The organism is Turicimonas sp. TL08, from assembly GCF_054660695.1.
In genome coordinates, this window is sequence record NZ_BAAGDP010000015.1 from 36,065 (window position 1) to 59,101 (window position 23,037).

15 protein-coding genes and 1 pseudogene are annotated in these 23,037 nt (G+C 45.5%); all 16 read right to left on the reverse strand.

Annotated elements, in window-relative coordinates:
- Positions 1-55: 55 nt before the first annotated feature.
- A complete protein-coding gene (locus ACYQ4O_RS08775) occupies positions 56-4,960 on the reverse strand; it encodes an autotransporter family protein (protein ID WP_460175362.1) in 4,905 nt (1,634 codons plus the stop codon).
- Positions 4,961-5,531: 571 nt separating this feature from the next.
- On the reverse strand, positions 5,532-6,362 hold the full coding sequence (locus ACYQ4O_RS08780; protein ID WP_460175363.1) for a hypothetical protein: 831 nt from the start codon (positions 6,360-6,362) through the stop codon (positions 5,532-5,534).
- Positions 6,363-6,829: 467 nt separating this feature from the next.
- Positions 6,830-7,420: a surface-adhesin E family protein gene (locus ACYQ4O_RS08785; RefSeq protein ID WP_460175364.1), complete on the reverse strand. Its 591-nt coding sequence runs from the start codon at positions 7,418-7,420 to the stop codon at positions 6,830-6,832.
- A 217-nt stretch (positions 7,421-7,637) separates the two neighbouring features.
- On the reverse strand, positions 7,638-7,907 hold the full coding sequence (locus ACYQ4O_RS08790; RefSeq protein ID WP_460175365.1) for an STAS domain-containing protein: 270 nt from the start codon (positions 7,905-7,907) through the stop codon (positions 7,638-7,640).
- Between the two features lies 1 nt (position 7,908).
- Positions 7,909-8,523 (reverse strand): MlaC/ttg2D family ABC transporter substrate-binding protein, encoded by a 615-nt coding sequence (locus ACYQ4O_RS08795; RefSeq protein WP_460175366.1) that lies wholly within the window; start codon positions 8,521-8,523, stop codon positions 7,909-7,911.
- Positions 8,520-9,308: an MlaA family lipoprotein gene (locus tag ACYQ4O_RS08800; protein ID WP_460175367.1), complete on the reverse strand. Its 789-nt coding sequence runs from the start codon at positions 9,306-9,308 to the stop codon at positions 8,520-8,522. The genes ACYQ4O_RS08795 and ACYQ4O_RS08800 overlap by 4 nt, the downstream gene beginning before the upstream one ends.
- Positions 9,309-9,316: 8 nt before the next feature.
- Positions 9,317-9,790, reverse strand: a complete 474-nt coding sequence (mlaD, locus tag ACYQ4O_RS08805) for an outer membrane lipid asymmetry maintenance protein MlaD (protein ID WP_066595395.1) — start codon at positions 9,788-9,790, stop codon at positions 9,317-9,319.
- A gap of 13 nt (positions 9,791-9,803) precedes the next feature.
- Positions 9,804-10,592: a lipid asymmetry maintenance ABC transporter permease subunit MlaE gene (mlaE, locus tag ACYQ4O_RS08810; protein ID WP_066595396.1), complete on the reverse strand. Its 789-nt coding sequence runs from the start codon at positions 10,590-10,592 to the stop codon at positions 9,804-9,806.
- Positions 10,589-11,395 (reverse strand): ABC transporter ATP-binding protein, encoded by an 807-nt coding sequence (locus tag ACYQ4O_RS08815; RefSeq protein WP_460175368.1) that lies wholly within the window; start codon positions 11,393-11,395, stop codon positions 10,589-10,591. The genes mlaE and ACYQ4O_RS08815 overlap by 4 nt, the downstream gene beginning before the upstream one ends.
- 278 nt (positions 11,396-11,673) lie before the next feature.
- Positions 11,674-13,281, reverse strand: coding sequence for an AAA family ATPase (locus ACYQ4O_RS08820; protein ID WP_460175369.1), 1,608 nt, complete (start codon positions 13,279-13,281; stop codon positions 11,674-11,676).
- Positions 13,282-13,488: 207 nt separating this feature from the next.
- Positions 13,489-15,006 (reverse strand): FAD-dependent oxidoreductase, encoded by a 1,518-nt coding sequence (locus ACYQ4O_RS08825; RefSeq protein ID WP_460175370.1) that lies wholly within the window; start codon positions 15,004-15,006, stop codon positions 13,489-13,491.
- 145 nt (positions 15,007-15,151) lie between these two features.
- Entirely contained in the window at positions 15,152-15,616 is a 465-nt protein-coding gene (locus ACYQ4O_RS08830; protein ID WP_308513824.1) for an acyl-CoA thioesterase, read from the reverse strand.
- A gap of 15 nt (positions 15,617-15,631) precedes the next feature.
- Positions 15,632-17,101, reverse strand: coding sequence for a glutamate synthase subunit beta (locus ACYQ4O_RS08835; RefSeq protein WP_460175371.1), 1,470 nt, complete (start codon positions 17,099-17,101; stop codon positions 15,632-15,634).
- Between the two features lie 2 nt (positions 17,102-17,103).
- A complete protein-coding gene (locus ACYQ4O_RS08840) occupies positions 17,104-21,780 on the reverse strand; it encodes a glutamate synthase-related protein (RefSeq protein ID WP_460175372.1) in 4,677 nt (1,558 codons plus the stop codon).
- A 142-nt stretch (positions 21,781-21,922) separates the two neighbouring features.
- Positions 21,923-22,621 carry a transposase gene (locus ACYQ4O_RS08845; RefSeq protein ID WP_460175373.1) on the reverse strand — a complete coding sequence of 233 codons (699 nt, stop codon included), beginning with the start codon at positions 22,619-22,621 and terminating at the stop codon, positions 21,923-21,925.
- A 165-nt stretch (positions 22,622-22,786) separates the two neighbouring features.
- Positions 22,787-23,037 (reverse strand): annotated as a pseudogene (gene tnpA, locus ACYQ4O_RS08850) (IS200/IS605 family transposase); the annotation flags it as partial.

Here is a 23,037-nt window from a genome sequence, read left to right on the forward strand (position 1 = left end):
TCAAATGCAGGTTTTGCAAGCCGGAGAGGCGAAGCTCTCCGGTTCTTCTTGCTCATCAGAACATGTATCTCAAGCCGATTTGAGCCGTCTCGTTGTGATAGCCGGATTTACCAGCCTGCACACCGACAGTTGCCCAACCAAGCGTATTGCGACTTAAATGTCCTTCGAGACCCATACGGAACTCACCGACATTGCGTCCGCCGCTGCGATAGATATCGCCGTTGGTCATCCTCACGCCGGGGTTCTTAGTATTATGGATCCAGTTTCCTTCGATAAAGCCTAAGCCTTTATTCATGTAGTTGGCATGAAGTCTGGCGCCGACTCTGATGGAAACGTTATCTTTGCCCAGCTGGGTGTACTTGGTTCCCGTATTGTCAACCACACTGCTGGCTCGTACGCCGTCCCAAACCACCTGAACTTCCGGCTGGAATGTCCAAATCAGCTTGTTGTAGTCTTTTGTTCCGGACTCTGAGAGCGGGATCGTATAGCCGCTTTCAACGGACCAGACCCAACCGCGGGACTTGTATTTGAAGCCTGGGTTTTCATCGCCCCAAACCTTATTGTCGTAACGGCCGAACAGCAGCCAAGAATCTACATAGAAGCCATCGTCCGGACTATTGCCAGTATAGATAGTTCCGTAGATACCCAATGAGTATCCGTCAGAACGAGATTTAGCGCTATCCCAAGAACGAGTATTTGCGCGGTTGTATAAGCCACCGGCAAACACGCCGCCAACGTACTTCCAATCCTCATTAGCTTCATTTCTGATCAAATCAGCACCGACCTGAGTGATTGCTGTTCTAGCGTGTGTCTTGCTTGAACCGGCTTTGAAGTGGGAATGTGTTCCGACTTGGCGAACCCATCCGGAAGCCTTCTTTTCTTCACCGTCGAACGGATCGATGTAATAAGCCTGCCCGAAACGATCATGCAGACGCATATGCATCTTAGCCCAAGCTTCCGAGTTAGCGATATAGGCACCGCTTTCCGGTCTCAACACAGGGACATTCGGCAGATCAGGATCCACTGACGGAGAAGGCGGAATGATTGGAGTAGGTTCATCATCCGGGGTATTGCTGTTGTACAGTACCCATTCTCTTGAACCATCCTTCTTTTCGTTATAGCCGAGACCATATATCCATTTATAAGCTTCGTTGTCTTTTGCCTTGACTCCGAACTCTTGCATTGTCAAAGTGAGATCGTTTGCATCATGCGTTGGGTTTTGGACAATGAAAACCGGAATACCGTTCTCTTTAAGAGTCTTTTCACCCTTAGACTGAGCAAAGACACCCACCGGAGGAAGATCCTTATGATTACCAAAGCTTATCTCTGAAGTTCCCGTTGCGGTCTGAGAGCGAACAACATCTACTTGAGAGTTGTTTGGTCCCTGAACCAAGCCACGATAATGGATTACAGAGCCTGCACTACCTTCGTAGGCATTTTTAACATTCACAACATTCAGAGTATCAAGTTTCTGGTCTAAATCTGCATTAGAAAGGTAAACGTGACCGCTATTTGTAATAGCACGAATGGTTGCCGTTGTGTTGCCTACAGCTTTGGTAATTGCCGGCGCAGCAGATGTCAAGAAATACAAAGATGAATCTTTGTCAACGTTGGCAGCAGCCGCTTCAAGTGCGTTTTGATTATTTAATAGTCCGCTTGCACCCTTGAGATAAACAGTTCCCAAGAAGTCCGGGTTGGCAGAGGAAATGTCAAGAGTATACCCCTCGACATTAATAATTGATTTTGCTTCCCCCTTGATGTTTCCAGCGACTAAACCGCCTTTTCGTATTGTAAGTTCACCATCAGTTGACCCTCGATTGGCTGTGTAAGCTTTTCCGTCTTTAGACTTGACCTGAATAGGCGCATCTTCTGTCAAAGAGAGAAGTGCATTCTCTTTGACGGTGAGACTGCCTATCACCTGCTGATGGCCTTGCAAATAAAATGCAGTCTTTCCAGTTTTACCCTCAACTAACTGGAGCGCAGAAGTATAAGAACTGTCAGATCCTAGAGCTCCATCAATTCCAGCGGCTAGAAGAGCGTCTGACTCAAGAAGTGTCACTCCGGTATAAGAATTCGGTAATGCAGGATTGAATTCGACTTCAGCATCGTCAGCGTAGTTTTGGACTTTGATGTTATAGATAGTTTTAGGAGTACCTAAAACTACAATATTATTTTCTGGAATAAGCACACCTCCGCTACCGGTTAATTCGGCAGATAGGGTGTATCTTTCCTGAGGATCAATATTAACCGTAGAACCGATATCTTCAGGTGCCGTATCTGGGGTAACACCATTCAAAGTCAACATCTTGTTATCCAAGATATTTACTGACTTAAGCCAATACTTGATACCAATACCTCCACTTTCTCCAAAGTTTGTAACCTTTCCTGTATATGTAAGTGGATTACCATTTTGATCTTTATCGGAGATTTTTCCGTCTTCCCCATCGAAGTGGAGATACTTATATATTCCGTACGTAGCCTCTGCAACAACTTGCCTATTTTGATAGATGTCAAATCCCGGACGACCATTTTCCTTTATTGGATCAAAGGTCATTAATTTTGCGTCTACAGTCTTCAGTCCATCCGAAGTTGAGTCTAAGAAAAACGGATGTGGGTTTCCTTCTAAGAACACACCGACAAAGGTGTTTCCGAATGCGTTTACACCTTCTCCATTTCTGAATTTTTCTATTTCCTCAAAAGAAATCTCGACGGCGTGTATATCATTCCCAGCTGAGTCGACACCCGGATTTACCCCCACATACAACACCAATCCGTCATAGTGATATCTAAACTGGTGCATCAATGATGGTCGGTGGGTTGCATTCTGATCATGCGCTCCCCCTGCAACAGTGGTCGGTTTAAAGTTATATACCATACCATCATCATGAACTAACAATGATAGATTTTTGTCTGCCGAAGTCGCGCCGTCACCATAGTTATGATTGACCGTATAAGTCTTTTTATCGTCAAAAAGATCTCGTGAATCTTTATTGAATAACTTTCCATCACCATCGACCTTACTTACAAGATTCACATAAGCTCCGACCCAGAAATTATGCATGCCATTAGTAACATTGGAAACATTGGCACTGTCATGAGAAGTAAGGGAAGAGTGGAAACCTGTCTTGTTAACCACATAGCTCTTGGCGACAAGATCTCCAAGCTGCATAGCATACTGACTTGCTTCTGAGTTGGAAGTAACTCGCTTCAACGCTGGCGAGTCTTTAACTACATAGGTCGGATCAGTTAGGACTTTGTCATAGTTTGATGAGGAAGGATAATAATCCCGAACAATCTCTCTATTGACATTTGGATTGTCTTCTAGGACGGAATTATCAACATATTGGCCAAAATGAACATACCGTGCGTAAACTGCATCAACTTCATTTTCTCCGGTCAGATATACTATACCTCGTCTTCTATTAACGGCTTTTAAAGAAGATTGATCAAGAACAGTCACGCCATCTTCTTCTTTGAATTTTCCTTCTGAGGTAGCAGTACCATAAACAGCTGAGCCATTCTCAAATTTAGCATTAAACAATGAGACTAAATTGGCGTTCAATGGTCTTAAGTCCGAACCACTAGCAGATAAACGATCTTGAAGCTCTAAACCACCATAAACATTTCCGTTAATTACAGAGTCTTTAATAGAGACTATGTTATTTGCAGCAATTCCAGTAGACCATCCCCCGTAAATAGCATAAGAAAAATCAGCCAGAGTTGAACCGGTATTCCAATCGTTTGCTGTCTTATAGCCAATATAGGAATTGTTAATCGTTACGATATTGTTATTGGCAATAGACGAATGTTCAGCTAACTTCTCGTTATCCCAAACGAGTGAATTATTAATTCTTGTACCTAAATCTACCTGGTTAATTCTCCAGAAGTACATACCACGCCCGCCAACTAATCCTAATTTTCTAGCGCCACTGTAACCAGCCACGAGTAACGTATCGTTAATCGACACTAAATTTCCACTGGATTCATAGCCCTCTCCACCAAAGATTCCTTTTGAAATGAACAAAGAAGAATCTCCTGGTTTGCCAACTTCAATAGCATTAGCATTCTTTTCCGCCTTTGGCCCAGAAATAGTTCCTTGGATAAATACCTTGTTGTTATTTGTTTTGAAACCTTTATGGACGGCGGTAGTAGTAACATCACCTTTATCAGTTTTTACAGTAACCGTGGATCCCAAAATAGAATCCAGTTGTGCAGACCTTCCTCCGTAAGTAATTTTCGAGTAAAGACGAGATTTCTCCGCAAGGTCAAACCTCACAGTATTGTTGTTTGTCTCTCCTAAGGTTGCAAGACTAGATTCTATGGAAGCACTTGTGCCGCCACCTAAATCATTTCTCGCACCAAAAAATTTTCCCATAAACGAAACATCTTTCTCCAAGGTCACGGAGAGCACATTCCCGTTAGGGGTCCGAGATCCAATACCTGTGTCCGGAATACTTGTAGCGGCGGCCACCCCTTGTTTACTCGCTTTACTTCCATCAGAAAACAACGAAACGAGTCCTCCCGCAAGCCACATAGTTGCATTTGTATCGTCTACAAATTTTCCATCTGGCTTACCAGTTGAAGTATTCCATCCCTGTGTTTGGGAGAGAACCACACTAATGGAACTTGGGGCAGGAGAATCGGAATCGGAGTAGGACCACAACCAAGCGTAACTGTTATCGTATGGATCTTTGGTACTTAGAAGAGAGTAAACTGGTTTCTCATTTATACCTCCCGTTGTAACTTGAAAGCCACTATCTGTACCCAGTGTCCAGACACCATTTTGTTCTGTAAATTGGTTTGTGGCTGGAAAAGCACTAACTTGCCCTGAAACTCCCAAAGCTCCAATAGCAACAGAAACTGCCCCACTCAGCAATTTCATAGCAAAAGTCGTTCTCTTTGTATTAGTGTGACGCTTGGATGAAGCAAAACATCCCTTGGGGTAGGCGTTAATATCCATTTTTTACCTCAGCTTTTCTATTTAATAGTTATTATCAAATTATATTAATTTTTTACTACTGTCCTACCAAAGCCCTCTTTCTTTCAACAAAAAAAAAGGTTATACCAATCTCTACCCCCCCCCCGTATTTTCCCTAGAAAGTTTTACGTGGATGTATTTGTTTATTTTGAGATTTTTTACATTGGCGAAATACCTGCTGGGACTAATGGGTTCTTTTATTACACCTATTTTTAAGTCAGAAAATAGACTCCCATGAACATGGGATTAAAAATAAAGTATGAAAGCAATAGATTTATTCTATTAAGTCAATAAATGACGTCTATATGAAACAACACCCACCGGCTTAGGGAAAAAAATTAAATAAAGCAAGGAGGACTTCCAAAAATTTCCAGCGAGAGAAGCTCCACACCTCTGCCCGTACTTAACCTTCTCTTTAATGCTACTTAGTCTTGAAGCATACGTCTTGAATCTTCAAGCAAAGCCTCTATGGACACAGTAAGTTGGAAGAGCTAATGGGAAAGTGGAAACCGTCCCCCTTTTGCTACACGACAGAGGAGTGTTTCACGTGGCTCTAATCCGGCATGCGAAGCTTTGACTGCTCAGTCTTCTTCTGCACTTCTCTTAAGCGTTTGCAAGCATCGTTGTAATATTTTTGAGACCACAACCCGGGAACAGGGATACAGACCTTCCCATATTGCTGAAGGAGAAGTTCCGTTTCAGGACTTTTTTGTTCTTCTCGAAGAGATGCCGCTTTATAACAACCATAGCGATAACCAAGCGTGCAAGCCTTATCAAATGCCTCCTGAATCTGAGCCTTTGTGCTCTTCGGATCTTTCTCTAAGGCTTCGGCATAATCCAAACAAAAATTACTGCCAAGCGTAGAGTCACTTTCGCTGTATTCACAGGCTTTGCTTAAGTTCTCAATTCGATCTTGATAATTGGCAAGAAAAAAACATCCGACAGCAGATTTTCTTTCGCAGCCAAGCTTCCAATTCTTGACCTTGTTTTTCGTATCATCCGCAGGAAGATTGTAGGCGTACAGACTGCAACCCTCTCCGCTTCCTTTTTCACAGCTCTCCTTGGCTAAAGCTTGGGAATATTTCAGTCCTTCTTGGTAGGTGATGCCGAGTTCTTTCCAGCGAGTGACATAAATCTTTGCCGCAATAAACATAGCGTCCGGGTTTCCGGACTTAGCTCCCTTATGTGCATAGCTTAAAGCCAGAAAAACCCGGTTGGCTTTCAACAAGGTTCGACTTAATTTGATACAGGCAAGGCTATTAGCAGAGGTTGCGGGACCGTTACAAGCGGTCTTTAAGTCTTCTAAGGGCAGAGCCGTTGCGCTCGCCGTCATGGATACCGCAAACAAGAAAATACCCAAAGTTATTTTTTTTGTGTTTTTCATCAACTTCCCTCAGCTTTAAGACAGACGCAAAGTGTTCCAACGCACTACATTTATCTAAAAGGTCAGAAAGGAAAAACCTACAGAGCCACTTCTTGCAAATCTGTTCAAATTAATTATGGTTTTAGCATTCGGGACTGATTTTACAAATTACGCAAACCCCTGATAATTGGGGTTTATACAATTTGATTGCTTAGAAAGCCCGAACTTACGGGCTTTCCCGGGAATAAGTTGAGTAAAAATTACTCACTTTTTAATCTTATCTTCGTAGTTTCACCGAGAAAAAATTGCCTCACTTACGCCTATGTGCTTATGCATCCTCACGCCATCCATTGGCTCGGACATGTCAAAGGATTTTTCTTCCCCGTTGAATAAACACAAACACCGTCCCCGCTTCTTTCAGAAGACTGTAATAGAAAAATCTGCTCCACGTGGCTATACGCCTCACTAGCGCAGATTTCTCTTCTTTCTTACTTAGCCGCAGAAGCAGCAGCCGGGTTTGCAGCCGGGGCCGTGGTAGGTTTCTTGCACAGCTTGCCATGGAGGTAATCGATAACAGTCCCAGTTGGAATTGCATGCGGTTGATCGTTGACTCGGCCTTTGGAAATTTCTTTGCCTTTTCCCATTGGCTCGGAGTACATTGCCCCTGCAAGTATCGTGAACTGCCGGGTAGTGCAATTTAATTTGTACTGGATCTTTGCGGACTTGCTGTCCTTGTTCTCTTTATTGTTAAGCATCCAGAAACTGACTTCGTCGTCTTTTCTTCTGATACCGGTTTTGACAAGGTAGGATGTCTCAGTTAGCTTTTCGAGATTGTTCATACCCAGAATCGGCGGGATAAACAATGGAATGGGTACGGGAGCAGTACCTTGCGCTTGATTCTGATTCAATCTTCTTACGGCCGGATTGGGACGATAAACTCGTGCGGGAGGAGTGTAGGTTCTAGGGGCAGAGCTTCTGGGACGAATCGTCGCTCTTCCTCCAAGTCTAGCTGCGTATGTTTCAGAGGCGAAAGCCGTTACTAAAAGACAGGCAACGGATAAAAGGAAAAACTTTTTCATTTTTTTGCATCCAAACTAATAGAAACTTCCACTTCATTATGAATCTTCAGTTGGTTGCTTTCCATACTTCTAGGCGCTTCTACGGGAAAGCCTGCTCCTCACGAAAACCCTGATTGTCAAGGGCCTGTTCTCTGTTCCATAAACAATTTAGCCAGAACTTTTGTCCTGGCCAATTGTTTACATTTTTTCTTAAATAGCTCTTTTTCTTGAGGAATGCCTATTGCTTGGATGATGACATCAATAGCGAAGAGACATTGTAGAGATCACTAAGCTTTATAAGATTTTCAGAGGCATGGATAAATTTAAGATCGCCTCCGAGTTTTTGTGCTTCTTGCTTCCATTTCAAAGCAATGGCAATAGCAGAACTGTCAATGCGCTCTACTCCGGACAAATCCACGATGAAGTCGCCCTGTCTCAGAGCCTTTAATCCTTCATCCAGAACTTCCATAGCATTTGCATTGGTTATCTGCGGCTGGCTAATCTTCATGTTATTTATTAGCTTTCTTTCTAAGTTCAGCAATCAACCCGTTAATGCCGCCGTTAGAAATAACAGAGGCGAATTGGCTGCGGTAGTTTTCAACGAGCCAAACACCGCCGACATTTACATCAAATACCTTCCATTCATTATCTTTTGTCTTCAGGAGGCGATAATCAAGCTGGATCGGTTCTCTTTGTGAAGCAGTCAGTTTAGTTCTCACCAACACAACCTTTTCATTCGGATTGATGTTGTTTCTGCCAAGCTGCATAGAGTACTCGGAAGCTTCCTTCAAAGCACCGGAGTAAACGGCAATCAACAGCTTTCTAAATAAAGTCTGAATCTCTTCCTTTTGCTCCGGAGTGGCATTTCTCCATTGAGGACCCACTGCCATACGCGTCATGCGAGGGAAATCAGAATAAGGAAGAATGTGCTGATCTACCAAATTATTAATCGCAGAAGGATCTTCTTTCTGAAGTTCAGGATGATTTCTAATCTGCGTTAAAACTTCGTCTGTAACTTCAGTAATCACTTGCTCCGGAGGATTGGTCAAGTTAACAGATGCGAAAGAAACTGCTGTACACAGCGTCAAAACAAAAGTAACTAATAACTTTCCGAGATTTCTCATTTTTTACCGTCCTTCTTAGGCTCAGCTTTGGTATCCGGCTCATCATCCTCTGCAAACGGATCAAGCATGGAAGAAGCCGGAATAACCGCAGGTTCATCTCCGTCCTGAATGGCTGACTGGCGAGACTGCAAATAAGCGTTTCTCATTGCAATGTAAGGATCGACCGCACTGTCAAGCATGTCAGTCACAGGAAGAAGTCTTTCTCTTGCGCTAACATATTTTGCTCCCCACCAAGACCATTTGGTGGCCGGATGACCGATATAGGTATTGGGGTCTAAGAAAACTTCAGGGACGAGTGCAATGCCGTCACGCACAGTAGACGGTCCGATAATTGGAATAACCAAGAAAGGACCGCTGGAAATGCCCCATACAGCCAGAGTCTGACCAACATCTTCTTCCTTACGTTCAATTCCAACTTCCTGGGCTACGTCAAAAATCCCTGCAACCCCGACAGTAGAGTTAATCATTAAACGGAATAAAGAAAGGATTCCATCTTCGACTTTGCCTTGCATTACGTTGTTGACTGCGTTAGCCGGCTCCATCGTATTCTTGAATACGCGTGTTACGCTTTCTCTAACCGGTTTCGGTGTAATGAACTGATAACCTTTTGCCAAAGGTCTTGAAATCACCGTATCAAATCCTTGGTTAAATGCAAAGGTTTGGCGGTTCATTGCCTCCCATGGGTCTTTAGGATTTGAGCCGGCACCATCCGGAACAGAAGCACATCCGCTTAAAAGCATGGTGCCCGTCAACACAGCGGCTGCCAATAATTTATTATTTTTCATAAAATCTCCTACTTGCCTCCGTTGTTTTCCTCAGCCTTGTTAAAGAGGAACTGACTAATCAAATTCTCAAGAACAACTGCGCTCTGGGTGTATAAGATTTGAGAGCCGTTCTTCAGATTCTCTTCTTCAGAACCGGGCTGCAAGCCAATATATTGTTCTCCAATTAACCCACTAGTCAAAATTTTAGCCGAAGTATCTTCGGGAAATTGGTACTTACTTTCTATACCAAGCACTAACTTGGCTTCGAATTTATTGTTGTCATAAGAAATGCTTTTGACTCTTCCGACGGTAACACCGGCACTTCTGACAGGGGCCCGGACCTTTAATCCTCCGATATTGTCGAAATAAGCAGTCACTTCGTAAGTTTTACCTGAGGTAAAGGATGTGAGGTTTGATGCCTGCAAGGCTAGAAAAAGCAGACCTACTGCAGCGAATAATACGAACAGGCCTACAAAAAAGTTAACTTTAGTATTGTTTTGCATATGGAAGCCAACCTTAAGAACTAGTAAACATGAGAGCGGTCAACATGAAGTCCAGCCCCAGTACAACCAGTGAAGAAATAACAACAGTCTTGGTTGTCGCTCGAGATACACCCTCCGGTGTAGGACGAGCCGTATAACCCTCGTACAGAGAAATTAAACCTACAGCAAGACCAAAGAAGAAAGATTTAAGAATTCCGTTGCCAATGTCTTCCCACAGAGCGACACCGGCTTGCATTTGTGACCAGAATGCTCCGCTGTCCAAGCCAATCATTGGAACGGCAACAATCCAGCCGCCAATAATGCCCACGGCAGAAAACAGAATTGCCAACAGCGGCATTGAAATTACAACAGCCAAGAAACGAGGTTCAAGAACCTGCTTGACGGGATCGACGCCCATCATTTCCATAGCAGAAAGCTGTTCGCCCGCATTCATCAAACCAATTTCTGCCGTCAGAGAAGTTCCGGCTCGTCCTGCAAACAGCAATGCGGTGACCACCGGACCAAGCTCTCTAAGCAAAGAAAGTGCAACTAAGACGCCAAGAGCCTGTTCGCTTCCGTAGGTCGAAAGAACATAATCTCCCTGAAGACCAAGAACAAAGCCTACGAACAAGCCGCTGACGAGAATAATTACGAGTGAGTAATTACCAACAAAGAAGATTTGGCGGATAGTGGACTGAAAATTAACAAAGGCGGAGCCTAAATTTTTAAAAAGACGAAAACTGAAGACTCCGAACTTTCCGAGTTCTTGTATCTTCTCCAGACTCCACCCTCCCAGGCTAGCTATTTTGTTATAAATGTTCATGCTTCGAGTCCTAAATCTTTTGCAAATGGCGGTGCAGGATATTGGAATTTAACAGGACCGTCAGGCAGCCCGTTGATAAATTGGACCACAAAAGGATCTTGGCTATGACGAAGTTCCTCCGGAGTACCTTGGGCTGCAATTTTCCCGCTTGAAATCATGTAAACGTAGTCAGCAATTTCGAAGGTCTCGGCCACGTCATGAGTAACAATAATGCTGGTTGAGCCTAATGCATCATTGAGCTTTCTTATCAATTGGGATGTGACGCCCATGGAAATCGGGTCCAAGCCTGCAAACGGTTCGTCATACATAATCAGCAGTGGATCCAAAGCGATTGTTCTTGCCAATGCCACTCTTCGGCTCATTCCGCCGGAAATTTCTGCGGGATAAAGCGACGCGGCTCCTCTCAGCCCAACCGCATCCAGCTTCATCAACACAAGAGAGCGGATAAGTTCTTCGGAAAGATTGGTTTGTTCTCTAAGAGGGAAAGCAACGTTATCAAAGACCGTCATGTCAGTAAATAACGCACCGAATTGAAAAAGCATTCCCATGCTTCTTCTAATTTTGTAGAGAGCTGCAGAATCGGAAGTATCGACCTTCTGACCAGCAAATGTCACCGCCCCCTTCTGCGGCGTTAAAAGGCCTCCGATGAGTTTTAGCAGGGTTGTTTTACCCATACCGGATCCGCCCATGATTGCCACGACGGAACCCAACTTAAAAGAGAGGTCCACGTCATCAAGAATGATGCGTTCTCCATAAGAAAAACTCATATTCTTAATATCTAATAAAGTGTCTCCCTTTTTCATAACAAGCCAGTAAAGTACTAAAAAATAAAAGACTGAATGCACGTTCAGTCTTGGGCTGATTATGCCACAATGAAAACGGTTCAGGAGTCTAAATAGGAAATAGATTCAACAAGTTTCTTTTCAAAGCCTAAAGTGTTTCTGAATGGATCTACCACTCATATTTGCCGGTTTTGTTTTGATGTATACAAAAAGTTTTTCGTCTGGATGAAACACAACAAATAGATTTCTTTTCAATTGCAATGTTTCTTGCCAATCAGAGGAGCTGACAAGATTTTCCGTCAGCAAGTTTTTTCAAAATCCTCCAGTGACTTCCATTTTACAAACTCTCTTTTCTCGAGACTAAATACCAAGGCGAGGCGGATAATTTCTTCGTCACGTCTTTGAAGACCATAATTCTTCTCATTCAGCTGAGAAACAGCTTCTTCCAGCTTCCTTGAGACATTCTCTGCTCTTTCCGCACATTTAAATTCCATAACCCAATATCTGCTACCAGCCTTAACTTCCAGATCACTGCGCCCTAGGTGGTTGTGAACTTCCGCTCGTGCTTCAAGACCTGCGCCCGCAAAAAACACTTGAACAAAAGCACGGAGGCTGTATTCATCCTTCACCGGATATTTCTGATAGTCAATGGAGCGAAATAAACAGTTCAGAAGATGAACAATAGATTCCGGATTTTCCGTCGCTAAGCGATATGCAAGATTTTCCGCTCCAACCTGTTCAACCGTTTTAGAGGAAAGCAACTGTCCTGTGTACAACAAGGCCATGGCCTTCTCCACCTCAACATTCGGATATCCGACATAAGCAGTTGAGCCGACAATTTTATTCAACGTTAAGTACCCTGCTTGTGTTAAGAGTGCAACGTCAGACAATCTCTCAGCATTGGACAGGTCTTTCAATTCAGCCAAAGGAACTAATTTTTCTTTATCGAATTGGCATGGATCTGTTAACTTCTCGGACCTAAAGTGCTCACTGAGTGCTTGCGGTTTTCCTCCGCTTTCAAACCAATAGTCGAGGAAACCATTTTCCGGAGCGGACAAAAATCTCAAGACCGACCAAGGTGCAAGAACTTGAGTTGAGGTCGAATTGTCGAAACAAAATCCTCCGTAATACTGGATGAGTTCTTGAAGGAGCTGCTCAGACGACAGACCATGCAGCTCGGCCGCATTATCTAAATAGGCTCCAAAATAATCCCGAATCTCTTCCGGAGTAAAACCAAGAAGCGTTCCATATCTGGAATTCAAAGAAATATCCAATAAGAAATTATCCGCTTCAAAAAGGCAGGCTTTGCCGAAGTTCACGATACCGGTTACAAACAGAAATCGAATTTTTTCATTATTTGACCTAAGCGCCGAATAAAACTGGACCAAACGATTGACAACATGATCAAAGAGCTTGTGGTCATTTAGACAAGAAGTTAATGGGGAGTCATACTCATCCACCAAAATAACAAAAGAATTATTCGGCTGCAGCCCAAACCACTCGGAGAATTGTCCGACAACTGTCTGGTCCGAATTCGGCTCAAAAACAAAGCCAAACTCTCGAAATCGCCGATATAAGAAAGAATCCAATTTTGCAGAAAAATCTTCGGCCGATTGAAAATTTTTAACCTCTAAGAAATCCAGACGAACCACCTTGAATTCGCCTTCGTCTTTCCACAGCTTTTCGATTTCCAAACCACGAAAATCTCTCAGTCCAAACTTAAACAAGGACTCAAAGGTTGAGATGAGAAGCGATTTTCCAAATCTTCTCGGACGAGTTAAAAGGAAGTTCTCCTTTTTTGAAGCCAAATCAAAAATCAAACGAGTTTTATCAACATAGATTTGGCCTGCAACCTTAATTCTTGAGAAAGAAGAGTTGCCTAGCGGAAGAGGTCTTGGAAGGCTCATGAGCTTAGGTTGATTTACGTTTTAACCGAATGCTGTACTTGAAGAGTTCTATAGTAAATCATTCAGGCAATCCTGACAGATTTTTGCTGTTTCTCGGCTCATCTACTTTCTGGACTTCTCCAGCCATTCCGAAAGTTGGACAATAAAAAACCGCTTCTGCCAATCCACGTGGGACCTCAGAAGCGGTTTCTAATCAGAGAACAAAAATTACTTCATTGCTTCAACAGCATTCTTAGCGGCATGACGGCCGGAATAAGAAGCAAATCCGAAAGCATGGCCGGAGAAGAAGTCCGGATATGTTGGTCCAACCATGTTGGAAACTTCCAAGCCGGCAGCATAAAGACCCGGAATCGGCTTGCTGTCTTTTGTTAAAACTTGGTGGTCTCTGTTAGTAATCAAGCCGCCATAGGCACTGAAGAAATAGGATTTAAGCTTCAACGCATAGAGTTTCTTGCCGGTAAGCGGTCTGAGATAACGGCGGTCCTTCAAGAACATCGGATCATGCTGGAGTTCGCATGTCTTGTTGTACTCAGCCACTGTCTTTTCGAGAGTTTCTGCCGGAACGTTAATAGCCTTAGCCAAAGCGGCTACAGAATCAGCTTCTTTGAAGCCGTCGCTGTCAGCTGCCAATGCTTCTTTGATGTCGTTCTTCAGATTGGTGTACTTCGTTCCGATTGGAACCAATACGCCAATACCGGAATCAGCACCTTTGTTCATCAAATAATCGACGGTGTTTTCATCAAAGATAGCCCAGCCATAGTGACCCGGTTGTACATAAATTGCGTTTGCAGCTTCACTGAAAGCGTTGCAGGTAGATTCGTCAGTAAAGCGCTGACCCAATCTGTTAACCCACAAATTCCCCGGCTGCCAAGAAACACCGTACAAGTTGCTTAAGAACTTAATGCCTTTGCCTTCGGTTCCCAAGTGGCCGATGAAGCTGACAGGACCTCTTTCAGCACCGGCCTTCATGGCCATCACAATGCCGTCTCCGGTCTTATTAACGGGAACGGAAGACTTCCAGCCTTCAGGATCTCTGTGGCCCCAATCTTTTACTTTCTGAGGATCATCACCGAAGCTTCCGGAAGCAAGAATCACTGCCTTAGAGTTGATGGTGTAAGTGTCGCCTTTGGCATCCTTGGCAACAACGCCTACAACCTTGCCGTCTTTGGTGATTAAATCAACGGCCGGAGTAGCAAGTTTTGTATCTACGCCAAGCTTGTCGGCGGCTTCTTTCAAGCCTTTAATCAGGCCTGCACCATGGTCTGTGCCTTTGAAGTTCTTAATAATATGCCAAGTATTATCTTTCAATGGAGTTTCGCGTCTGACTTCAAACTCGATGCCATGGGATGCCAGCCACTCAATATTTTCAGCAGAACCTTCTACGAAGTCTTTATTTTTGTATGGATCAACCATATGGTTTTGCTTTTGAATAAAGGCTTCATAAGCCTGCTGGCGTGTCAAAGGATCACCGCGCAAACGGTTCCATTCGGAATCGACGGCAAACAAGCCTTCGGCATGCTGAGAATTGCCGCCTACAAACGGATTCTTTTCAAGAAGAACAACCTTCTTGCCTAATTCCGCACCTTGAACAGCTGCACTCAAGCCAGCGGAACCGGCTCCCACAACGACCAAGTCTGTGTTGACCTTGTGGTCAGCCGCATAAGAGATTGTTCCCAAACTGATAGCAAGAGCAGCAGCTAATGCTGTTACGACGGGTTTATTCATTGATCTTCTCCTTGTTCTTGAGATATGAGAGAAGATTAACAAAGTCACTTTTCCGACTATGTAAAACAGCTAACACTTTGAAAAGCGACCAGAAAAAAGACCTGGAAAACCTCAATGGCAACCAGGTCCTTCTTACAAAAAGGCGTTAAATTGCGGCTTTGAACAAAATCGTTTTTATTCCGAGCTCTTTCAGCTCTTTGTCGCTGCTGGGAACACAAAAGAAAGAAGAAGAAACCTCTTCCGGAATACTTTGGCCGCGCCCCGTCTCGATATCGATAAAAGCCCACTGGGTGGCCCCAAGCATGCATACCTTCTTATCCCTCATGAGATAAAAGCGGCGTAAGCTCGTCTTATCCTGCATGTTTTCCACCCAGGTGTACATCGTCAGTCTGTCGCCTAAGAAAGTCGGACGCAGATATTCGATCCAGTGCGCCTTGGCCACAAATGCCTGTCCGATTTTGAAATATCTCTCGGTGTCCCAACCGAGGAGCGAAGAGTGTGCGGTAGCGGCTTCTTCCATCCATCTGAGATATTCCTTGTTGTTGGTGTGCTTCATCACATCAATAGACTCCGGTCCGACAACAATTGGATAGGCAAATACTCTGTTCATTCCGTTCCTTTTTCACTAAGCGTTTAAATAACGGTCCACCGCTTCGGCACAACGGCGTCCTTCCGCAAGTGCCCAAACCACTAAGCTCTGCCCTCTTCGGCAGTCCCCTGCCGCAAAGACCTTAGGCACATTTGTAGAGAACGAGTTTACTCCTTCATACTGTGCGCGGGCATTGCCTCGAGGATCCGTCTCAACGCCGAAGGCTTCCAAAACCTCTTGATTCGGATGGAGAAAGCCCATAGCCAAGATAGCTAAGTCGACATCGATTTCAAACTCAGAACCCGGAATTTCTTCAAACTTCGGTCTCTTAGTAACCGGATCGGTTGACCAATTCAGACGTACCGCCTTGATGCCCTTGAGGTCGCCCTTTTTATCGCGGATAAACTCTTTGGTCATAATGGCCCAGTCTCGTTCACCGCCTTCTTCATGAGAAGTGGAGGTTCTGAGAATACGAGGCCAAAGCGGCCACACTTTCATCTTGTCGTATTCTGCGCTCGGACGAGGACCTAAGTCGATCTGAAGAATTTCAGCCGCACCTTGACGAACGGCTGTTCCCAAACAGTCGCTGCCGGTATCTCCGCCGCCGATAATCAGCACTTTCTTGTTCTTAGCGTTGATTTCTTCTTTGACCGGGACTTCATCATTGATCTTATTCTGGCGAGGCAAATACTCCATAGCGAAGTGAACACCTGCACCTTTTCTGCCTTTTACCGGCAAATCGCGCGGCTCTTCAGAACCAATAGCAAGAACAACTGCGTCAAAATCACGAAGAAGTTCGGCAGGATCCACATGTTTTTCTGCGTCAGACCAGATGCCCTTAGGGGCTGCCCCGGTGCCAATATAGGTGTTGTATCTGAATTGCACACCTTCGGCTTCCATCTGATTGATTCTGCGCTCAATGACGGTCTTATCCAGCTTGAAGTCAGGAATACCGAAGCGAAGCAATCCGCCGGCTTTGCTGTTCTTCTCAAAAACTGTCACGGAGTAGCCTTTTCTGGCAAGCTGCTGTGCACAAGCCAAGCCGGAAGGACCGCTGCCGATAACGGCAACGGACTTGCCGTTAAGCTGAGCAGGTATTTGCGGTTTGACCCAACCCTGGTTCCAAGCGTGAGTAATAATTGCACGCTCCACCGACTTTACGCCCATCGGCTTGCTGGTGTAGTTAAGAACACAGCCGTTTTCGCAAAGAGCAGGACAGACACGAGAGGTAAATTCCGGAAAACTATTCGTTGAGGAAAGAACCTCATAGGCGGCCTCCCAGTCTTCCTTATAGACCAGGTCGTTAAAATCCGGCGCAATGTTGTGCAAAGGACAGCTGAACGTACAGAACGGCGTTCCGCAATCCATGCAGCGAGCCGCCTGCTGCTTGGCTTCCTTCTGATTGAGCGGCGTAATGAATTCACGGAAATGTGTTTTTCTCTGTGCTGCCGGCTCGTGCTCTTGTTCGAGGCGTTCAAATTCTAAAAATCCTGTTGTTTTACCCATGATTAAACTCCTGCGGGGCGAGCGAGTCCCTTGATAAGGGCTTGTTTGTATTCTTTCGGGAAGACCTTGATAAATTTCTGACGGGCACTGTTCCAATCATCCAAAATTTCTCTTGCTCTCTGGCTTCCGGTGTACTTGAAGTGTTTCTCAATCTGATCGAGAAGAATTTCTTCGTCAGTCTTGCCCAGATGCCATGTGGACGGTTCGCCGGAAACAAGCTGCTCCTTAGAACTCATGACGGATTCCAACTCAACGCTTTCCATGTTGCAGTTAGAAGCAAATGTACCTTCCTTGTCGTACACGTAGGCCACACCGCCGGACATACCGGCTGCGAAGTTTCTGCCGACTTCACCGAGCACAACCACGGTTCCGCCCGTCATGTACTCACATCCGTGATTGCCGACGCCTTCTGCTACTGCGGAAGCTCCCGACAATCTGACCGCAAAGCGTTCGCCGGTAATACCGTTGAAGAAAGCTTCGCCGCTGGTTGCACCGTAGAGAACGGTATTGCCGGCAATGATGTTTTCCTCGCCCTTTCCGCGGAAATCCGTCGGACATCTGACGATAACGCGTCCGCCGGACAAGCCTTTACCGACATAGTCATTGCCTTCACCGACCAGATCCAAAGTAACGCCTTTGACTAAGAAAGCTCCCAAGGACTGTCCGGCGGTGCCGGTAAGCTGGATGTGAATAGTATCGTCCGGAAGAGCTTCATCGCCGTAACGTCTAACAACTTCAGAAGAAATCTTTGTTCCGACGCAGCGGTGAATATTCTTAACCGGAGAAATGAAACTGACTTTCTGGCCCTTTTCTAAAGCTGGCTTGCAGGCATCAAGCAATTGGAAATCCAATTCTTTTTCAAGCCCGTGAGGAATGTCGATGCTATGACGCTTTTTCTTAGGATCGGATTCTTCAGGAACATACAGGATGCGGGAAAGATCGACCTTACCGCATTTAGCAAGGTCCATTTCTTTCTGTTTCAAGAGTTCTACGCGCCCGACTAAATCTTCGAACTTTCTCACTCCCAAGCTGGCCATGAGTTCTCTGACCTCTTCTGCAACGAAGAAGAAATAGTTGATGACATGCTCAGGCTGGCCTTTGAATCTCTTGCGCAGAACCGGGTCTTGTGTAGCAATACCAACGGGACAAGTATTGAGATGGCACTTTCTCATCATGAGACAGCCTTCGACAACCAACGGTGCCGTTGCAAAACCAAACTCATCGGCCCCGAGAAGAGCACCGACAACAACGTCACGGCCTGTCTTGATCTGACCGTCAACTTGGACGCGGACTCGATCTCTCAAACCATTAAGAACCAAAGTCTGCTGAGTTTCTGCCAAACCCAACTCCCACGGAGTCCCGGCAAACTTGATGGAAGAAAGCGGAGAGGCTCCGGTTCCGCCGTCATGCCCGGCAATAACAATGTGATCTGCTTTAGCTTTTGCTACACCGGCAGCCACGGTACCAACGCCCTGTTCGCTCACGAGCTTGACGCTGATGGAGGCTCTATCGTTAGCCATCTTCAAATCGCGAATGAGCTGAGCCAAGTCTTCGATAGAGTAAATATCATGGTGTGGCGGTGGAGAAATCAAACCAACGCCCGGCACGGAGTAACGCAGCTGAGCAATGTATTCAGAAACTTTATGGCCCGGAAGCTGACCGTCTTCGCCCGGTTTTGCACCCTGGCTCATCTTGATCTGAATCTGATCGGCACTGTTGAGGTACTGAGCGGTGACACCGAAACGGCCGCTGGCAACCTGCTTAATTCTTGAACGCAGGGAATCGCCTTTCTTAAGCGGAATATCCACCACAATACGATCCTCTCCAAGAATCTTCTTCAAGCTGTCGCCGTCTTCAATGATCGGCTTGCCGGCTTTCATCTCCGCTGCGTAACGCTTCGGATCTTCGCCGCCTTCACCGGTGTTGCTCTTGCCCCCGATGCGGTTCATCGCAATAGCCAAGCAAGCGTGAGCTTCAGCGGAAATGGAGCCTAAAGACATTGCGCCGGTGGCAAAGCGCTTAACGATTTCAGAAGCAGGTTCCACTTCATCTACCGGAATGGCTTTGCTCGGATTCACTTCAAATTCCATCAATCCTCTGAGCGTCATCTGACGCTGACTCTGATCATTGATGATTTCGGCGTATTCCTTGTATGTCTGATAAGAGTTAGAACGTGCGGCATGCTGGAGCTTATAAATTGCTTCCGGCGTCCACATGTGTTCCTCTCCGCGGGAGCGCCAGTTGTATTCGCCGGATTCGGGAAGAAGTTTGCCCTTGGTCGGGATCTTGAAAGCATTTTCGTGATCGTTGACGGCTTCCTGCATCACATCAAAAATTCCCAAACCGCCGACTTTGCAGCTGGTTCCAGGGAAATAACGATCAACGAAAGCTTTTTCCAAGCCCAAGGCTTCAAAAATCTGAGCGCCGCGGTAACTCATATAAGTTGAGATACCCATCTTACTCATGATCTTCTTAAAGGCTTTCCCGATAGCCTTGATGTAGTTTTGAATGGCAGCTTCCGGATCAATTTCCGTGTTGCCCTTGTAGTGCTTCTTGAGTGTCTCCAGAGCCAAGTACGGATGGATGGCTTCCGCACCGAAAGCGGCTAATAAAGCCATGTGATGGGTTTGCACTGCGCTGCCGGTTTCAACGATGATACCGGTCTCCATGCGCAAACCGTTTTTAATCAAATGCTGATGCAAGGCGCTGATAGCTAAAGGAGCCGGGATTGCAACACGATCTTTGTCGACTCTGCGGTCAGTCACGATAATAATGTTGTTGCCGTTTTGGATGGCATCCACGGCTCTGGCGCAGATGGAAGCCAATCGTGCTTCTACGCCTTCCGCACCCCATTCTGCCGGATAAGTGATATCCAACTCATAGGACTTGAACTTGCCGTTGGTGTACTTCTCGATTTGACGCATCTTGGCAATTTCATTAAAGCCGAGAATCGGCTGAGAAAGTTCCAAACGAAGAGGCGGATTAACGTTGTTGATATCGAGAAGATTCGGTCTCGGGCCTACGAAAGAAATCAAAGACATCACCAATTGTTCGCGAATAGGGTCAATCGGCGGATTTGTGACCTGCGCAAACAGTTGACGGAAATATTGATAAAGCGGCTTAGACTTCTTAGAAAGCATGGCCAGCGGCGTATCGTTGCCCATAGAACCGAGAGGTTCCTGGCCTTTTTCTGCCATCGGAAAGAGGACGAACTTCAAATCATCTTCCGTGTAACCGAAAGCCTTTTGTCTTTGCTGCAGGGGAACCGGATTGTGCTCGGGGATTGGATCCGGAGCCACAATGTCGGAGAGATGGATGTTAAGGCGCTTGGTCCACTCTTTATACGGATTAGCTAAAGCGAACTGACGTTTAATTTCTTCGTCCTCGACGATTCTTCCTTGTTCCGTATCGACAAGGAACATCTTGCCCGGCTGCAGACGCCATTTTTTCTTGATCTTGCTTTCCGGGATCGGGAGTGTTCCGGCCTCAGAAGCCAAGATAACAACATCGTCGGTGGTCAGCAAATATCTTGCCGGACGCAGACCGTTTCTGTCTAAGGTGGCACCGATTCTTACACCGTCGGTAAAACAGATAGCGGCCGGACCGTCCCAAGGCTCCAGCATGGCGGCATAGTATTCATAGAAGTCTTTCTGGCCCGGCTTCATTTGGGTAGCTTGTTCCCAAGCTTCCGGGATAGTCATCATCACGGCTTGGGCGAGCGGATACCCGCTCATGACAAGAAGTTCAAGCATGTTGTCCAAGCATGCCGTATCACTTTGACCTTCGTAAATAATCGGAAGAAGTTTCTTGACGTCATCCCCTAATACATTAGAAGCAACGGTTCTCTCGCGGGCACGCAGCCAATTGAAATTGCCTTTGACGGTATTGATTTCACCGTTGTGGGCTACCATTCTGTAGGGATGAGCCAACTCCCAGCTCGGGAAGGTGTTAGTGGAGAAGCGTTGGTGAACCAAAGCGATCGCAGAGGTCAGTCTGGCATCCATCAAATCGTTGTAGTAGAGGCCCACTTGATGAGCAAGGAGCAGCCCTTTGTACACGATAGTTCTGGTAGACATGGAAGGAACATAGAATTCCTTGCCGTGCTTCAAGTTTAAGGCTTGGATTTTATGACCGGCGAGCTTACGGATAACGTAAAGTTTTCTTTCGAGAGCATTCGGCACCATGACATCTGCGCCGCGGCCGATAAAGATTTGTCGGATAACAGGAGCCGCTTTGCGGACGGTTTCGGAGAGTTCGATATTTTCATTAACCGGAACATCTCTCCATCCGAGAAGGACTTGACCTTCGGCTTTAACGGTTCTTTCGATTTCCTGTTCACAGGCTCTGCGGGAAGCATGTTCTCGCGGAAGGAAAATCATACCCACGCCGTAATCGCCGGGCTGAGGAAGCAGAATATTCTGCTTGGCCATTTCGGTGCGGAAGAATTGGTCAGGAATCTGAATCAAGATGCCTGCGCCGTCGCCAAGCAGCGGGTCGGCACCGACCGCACCGCGATGATCCAAATTCTGAAGAATCATCAATGCCTGTTGGACAATTTCGTGGCTTGGTATTCCTTTAACACTAGCCACAAAACCGAGTCCGCAGGCATCATGTTCAAATTTAGACTCATACAGTCCAAATTTCTCAGCCCTTTGACGGATCTCCTGAATGTTTGTCATGGGGATGCTCCTAATTGTTCGAGAGTTTTTTATCAACGTAATTGAATGTAAACCAATTAGGAGCATTAAATGCCAATAGCTACATTAAACTGTCCCTTTTATTTATAATCCGTAAAGATTACCATATTAAAATAGGGACATATTAGCTAGGAATTTCAGATTTTCGTGGTCTTCCTCGGCCTCTTTCAGGCCAAATTCTGCTTGGTTCAACGTGGCTTTCTAATAGGAATTCCCGATCGGCCCAAGGCCATCCTCTAAGCAGATGTTTTTCTAAATCTTCCCCTTCCTTCTTCGGATATCCTCCGGGGAATAAGACCTTGTAAGCTTTCTGACGCTCAAAAGGAGTATTTCCCAAACCCCAATATTCTTTTCCGGGGGCCATAAAGTAATCATTTCTCAGGCCGGCATGATGACTGTAGCTTGACCAAGGATACAAAACCGCTTCCTGATAACCTTTTGTCTCCGGCAGCCACTCTATATAGAGCAGTGCATTTAAACATCGGTTCTTGCCTTGAACCACGCAAGAGCGGAATCTTCCATGCCAAAGCGCTCCTGAACGGCGATAAGCATCATTGAAATAACGCGAATACAAACGGCAGAAGGCTTGCGTAAACTTAGACACATCCTCTGCAGAATTTCTAGGCGTAATTAGAAAGTCTATTTGAGAAGGGAGGATGGCATAGCCTGTCATATCCACATGATGCAAAGATACAACCTTGGAAAACAAGCTCAACATCGCATCCAAATCTTCAAGCATCGGCATCAAAGAAATGTCAGCTGCACCGTAAACGCGGACATAATGAACTTGGCTTGGGAGAGAGAGTCTGGCTAATCGGGCCATAGAACTTCCTTTAATCTGTCACTAATTTTAGTGCTCAATTGTAGCGAGTTTTCCGTGTTTTGAGTCGATACTTGAAGATACGGATGCCGGCACAGAATTATCAGACCGACCCGTAAAACACCGTCCTTTAGGCCGGTGATATAAGGGTCGAATATAATAATTTTTTCAGTCAGGCGTATTCTGTTGTTCAATGTACTGTTTGATAATAGAAATAGGTCCACCCCCACAACTTGCAGCAAAATAAGAAGGAGCCCAGAGAGCATCCCTCATAACAGGCTAGGAATGGAGGGATATTTCTTTTTTCGAATAAGACGGCTCGATACTCCTTTCAGAGAATTGACTGAACGAGATATAGAGACTTTAGGTGGGTAAGTAATTAACAAATGAACGTGATATTTTTCGCCATCAAACTCTAC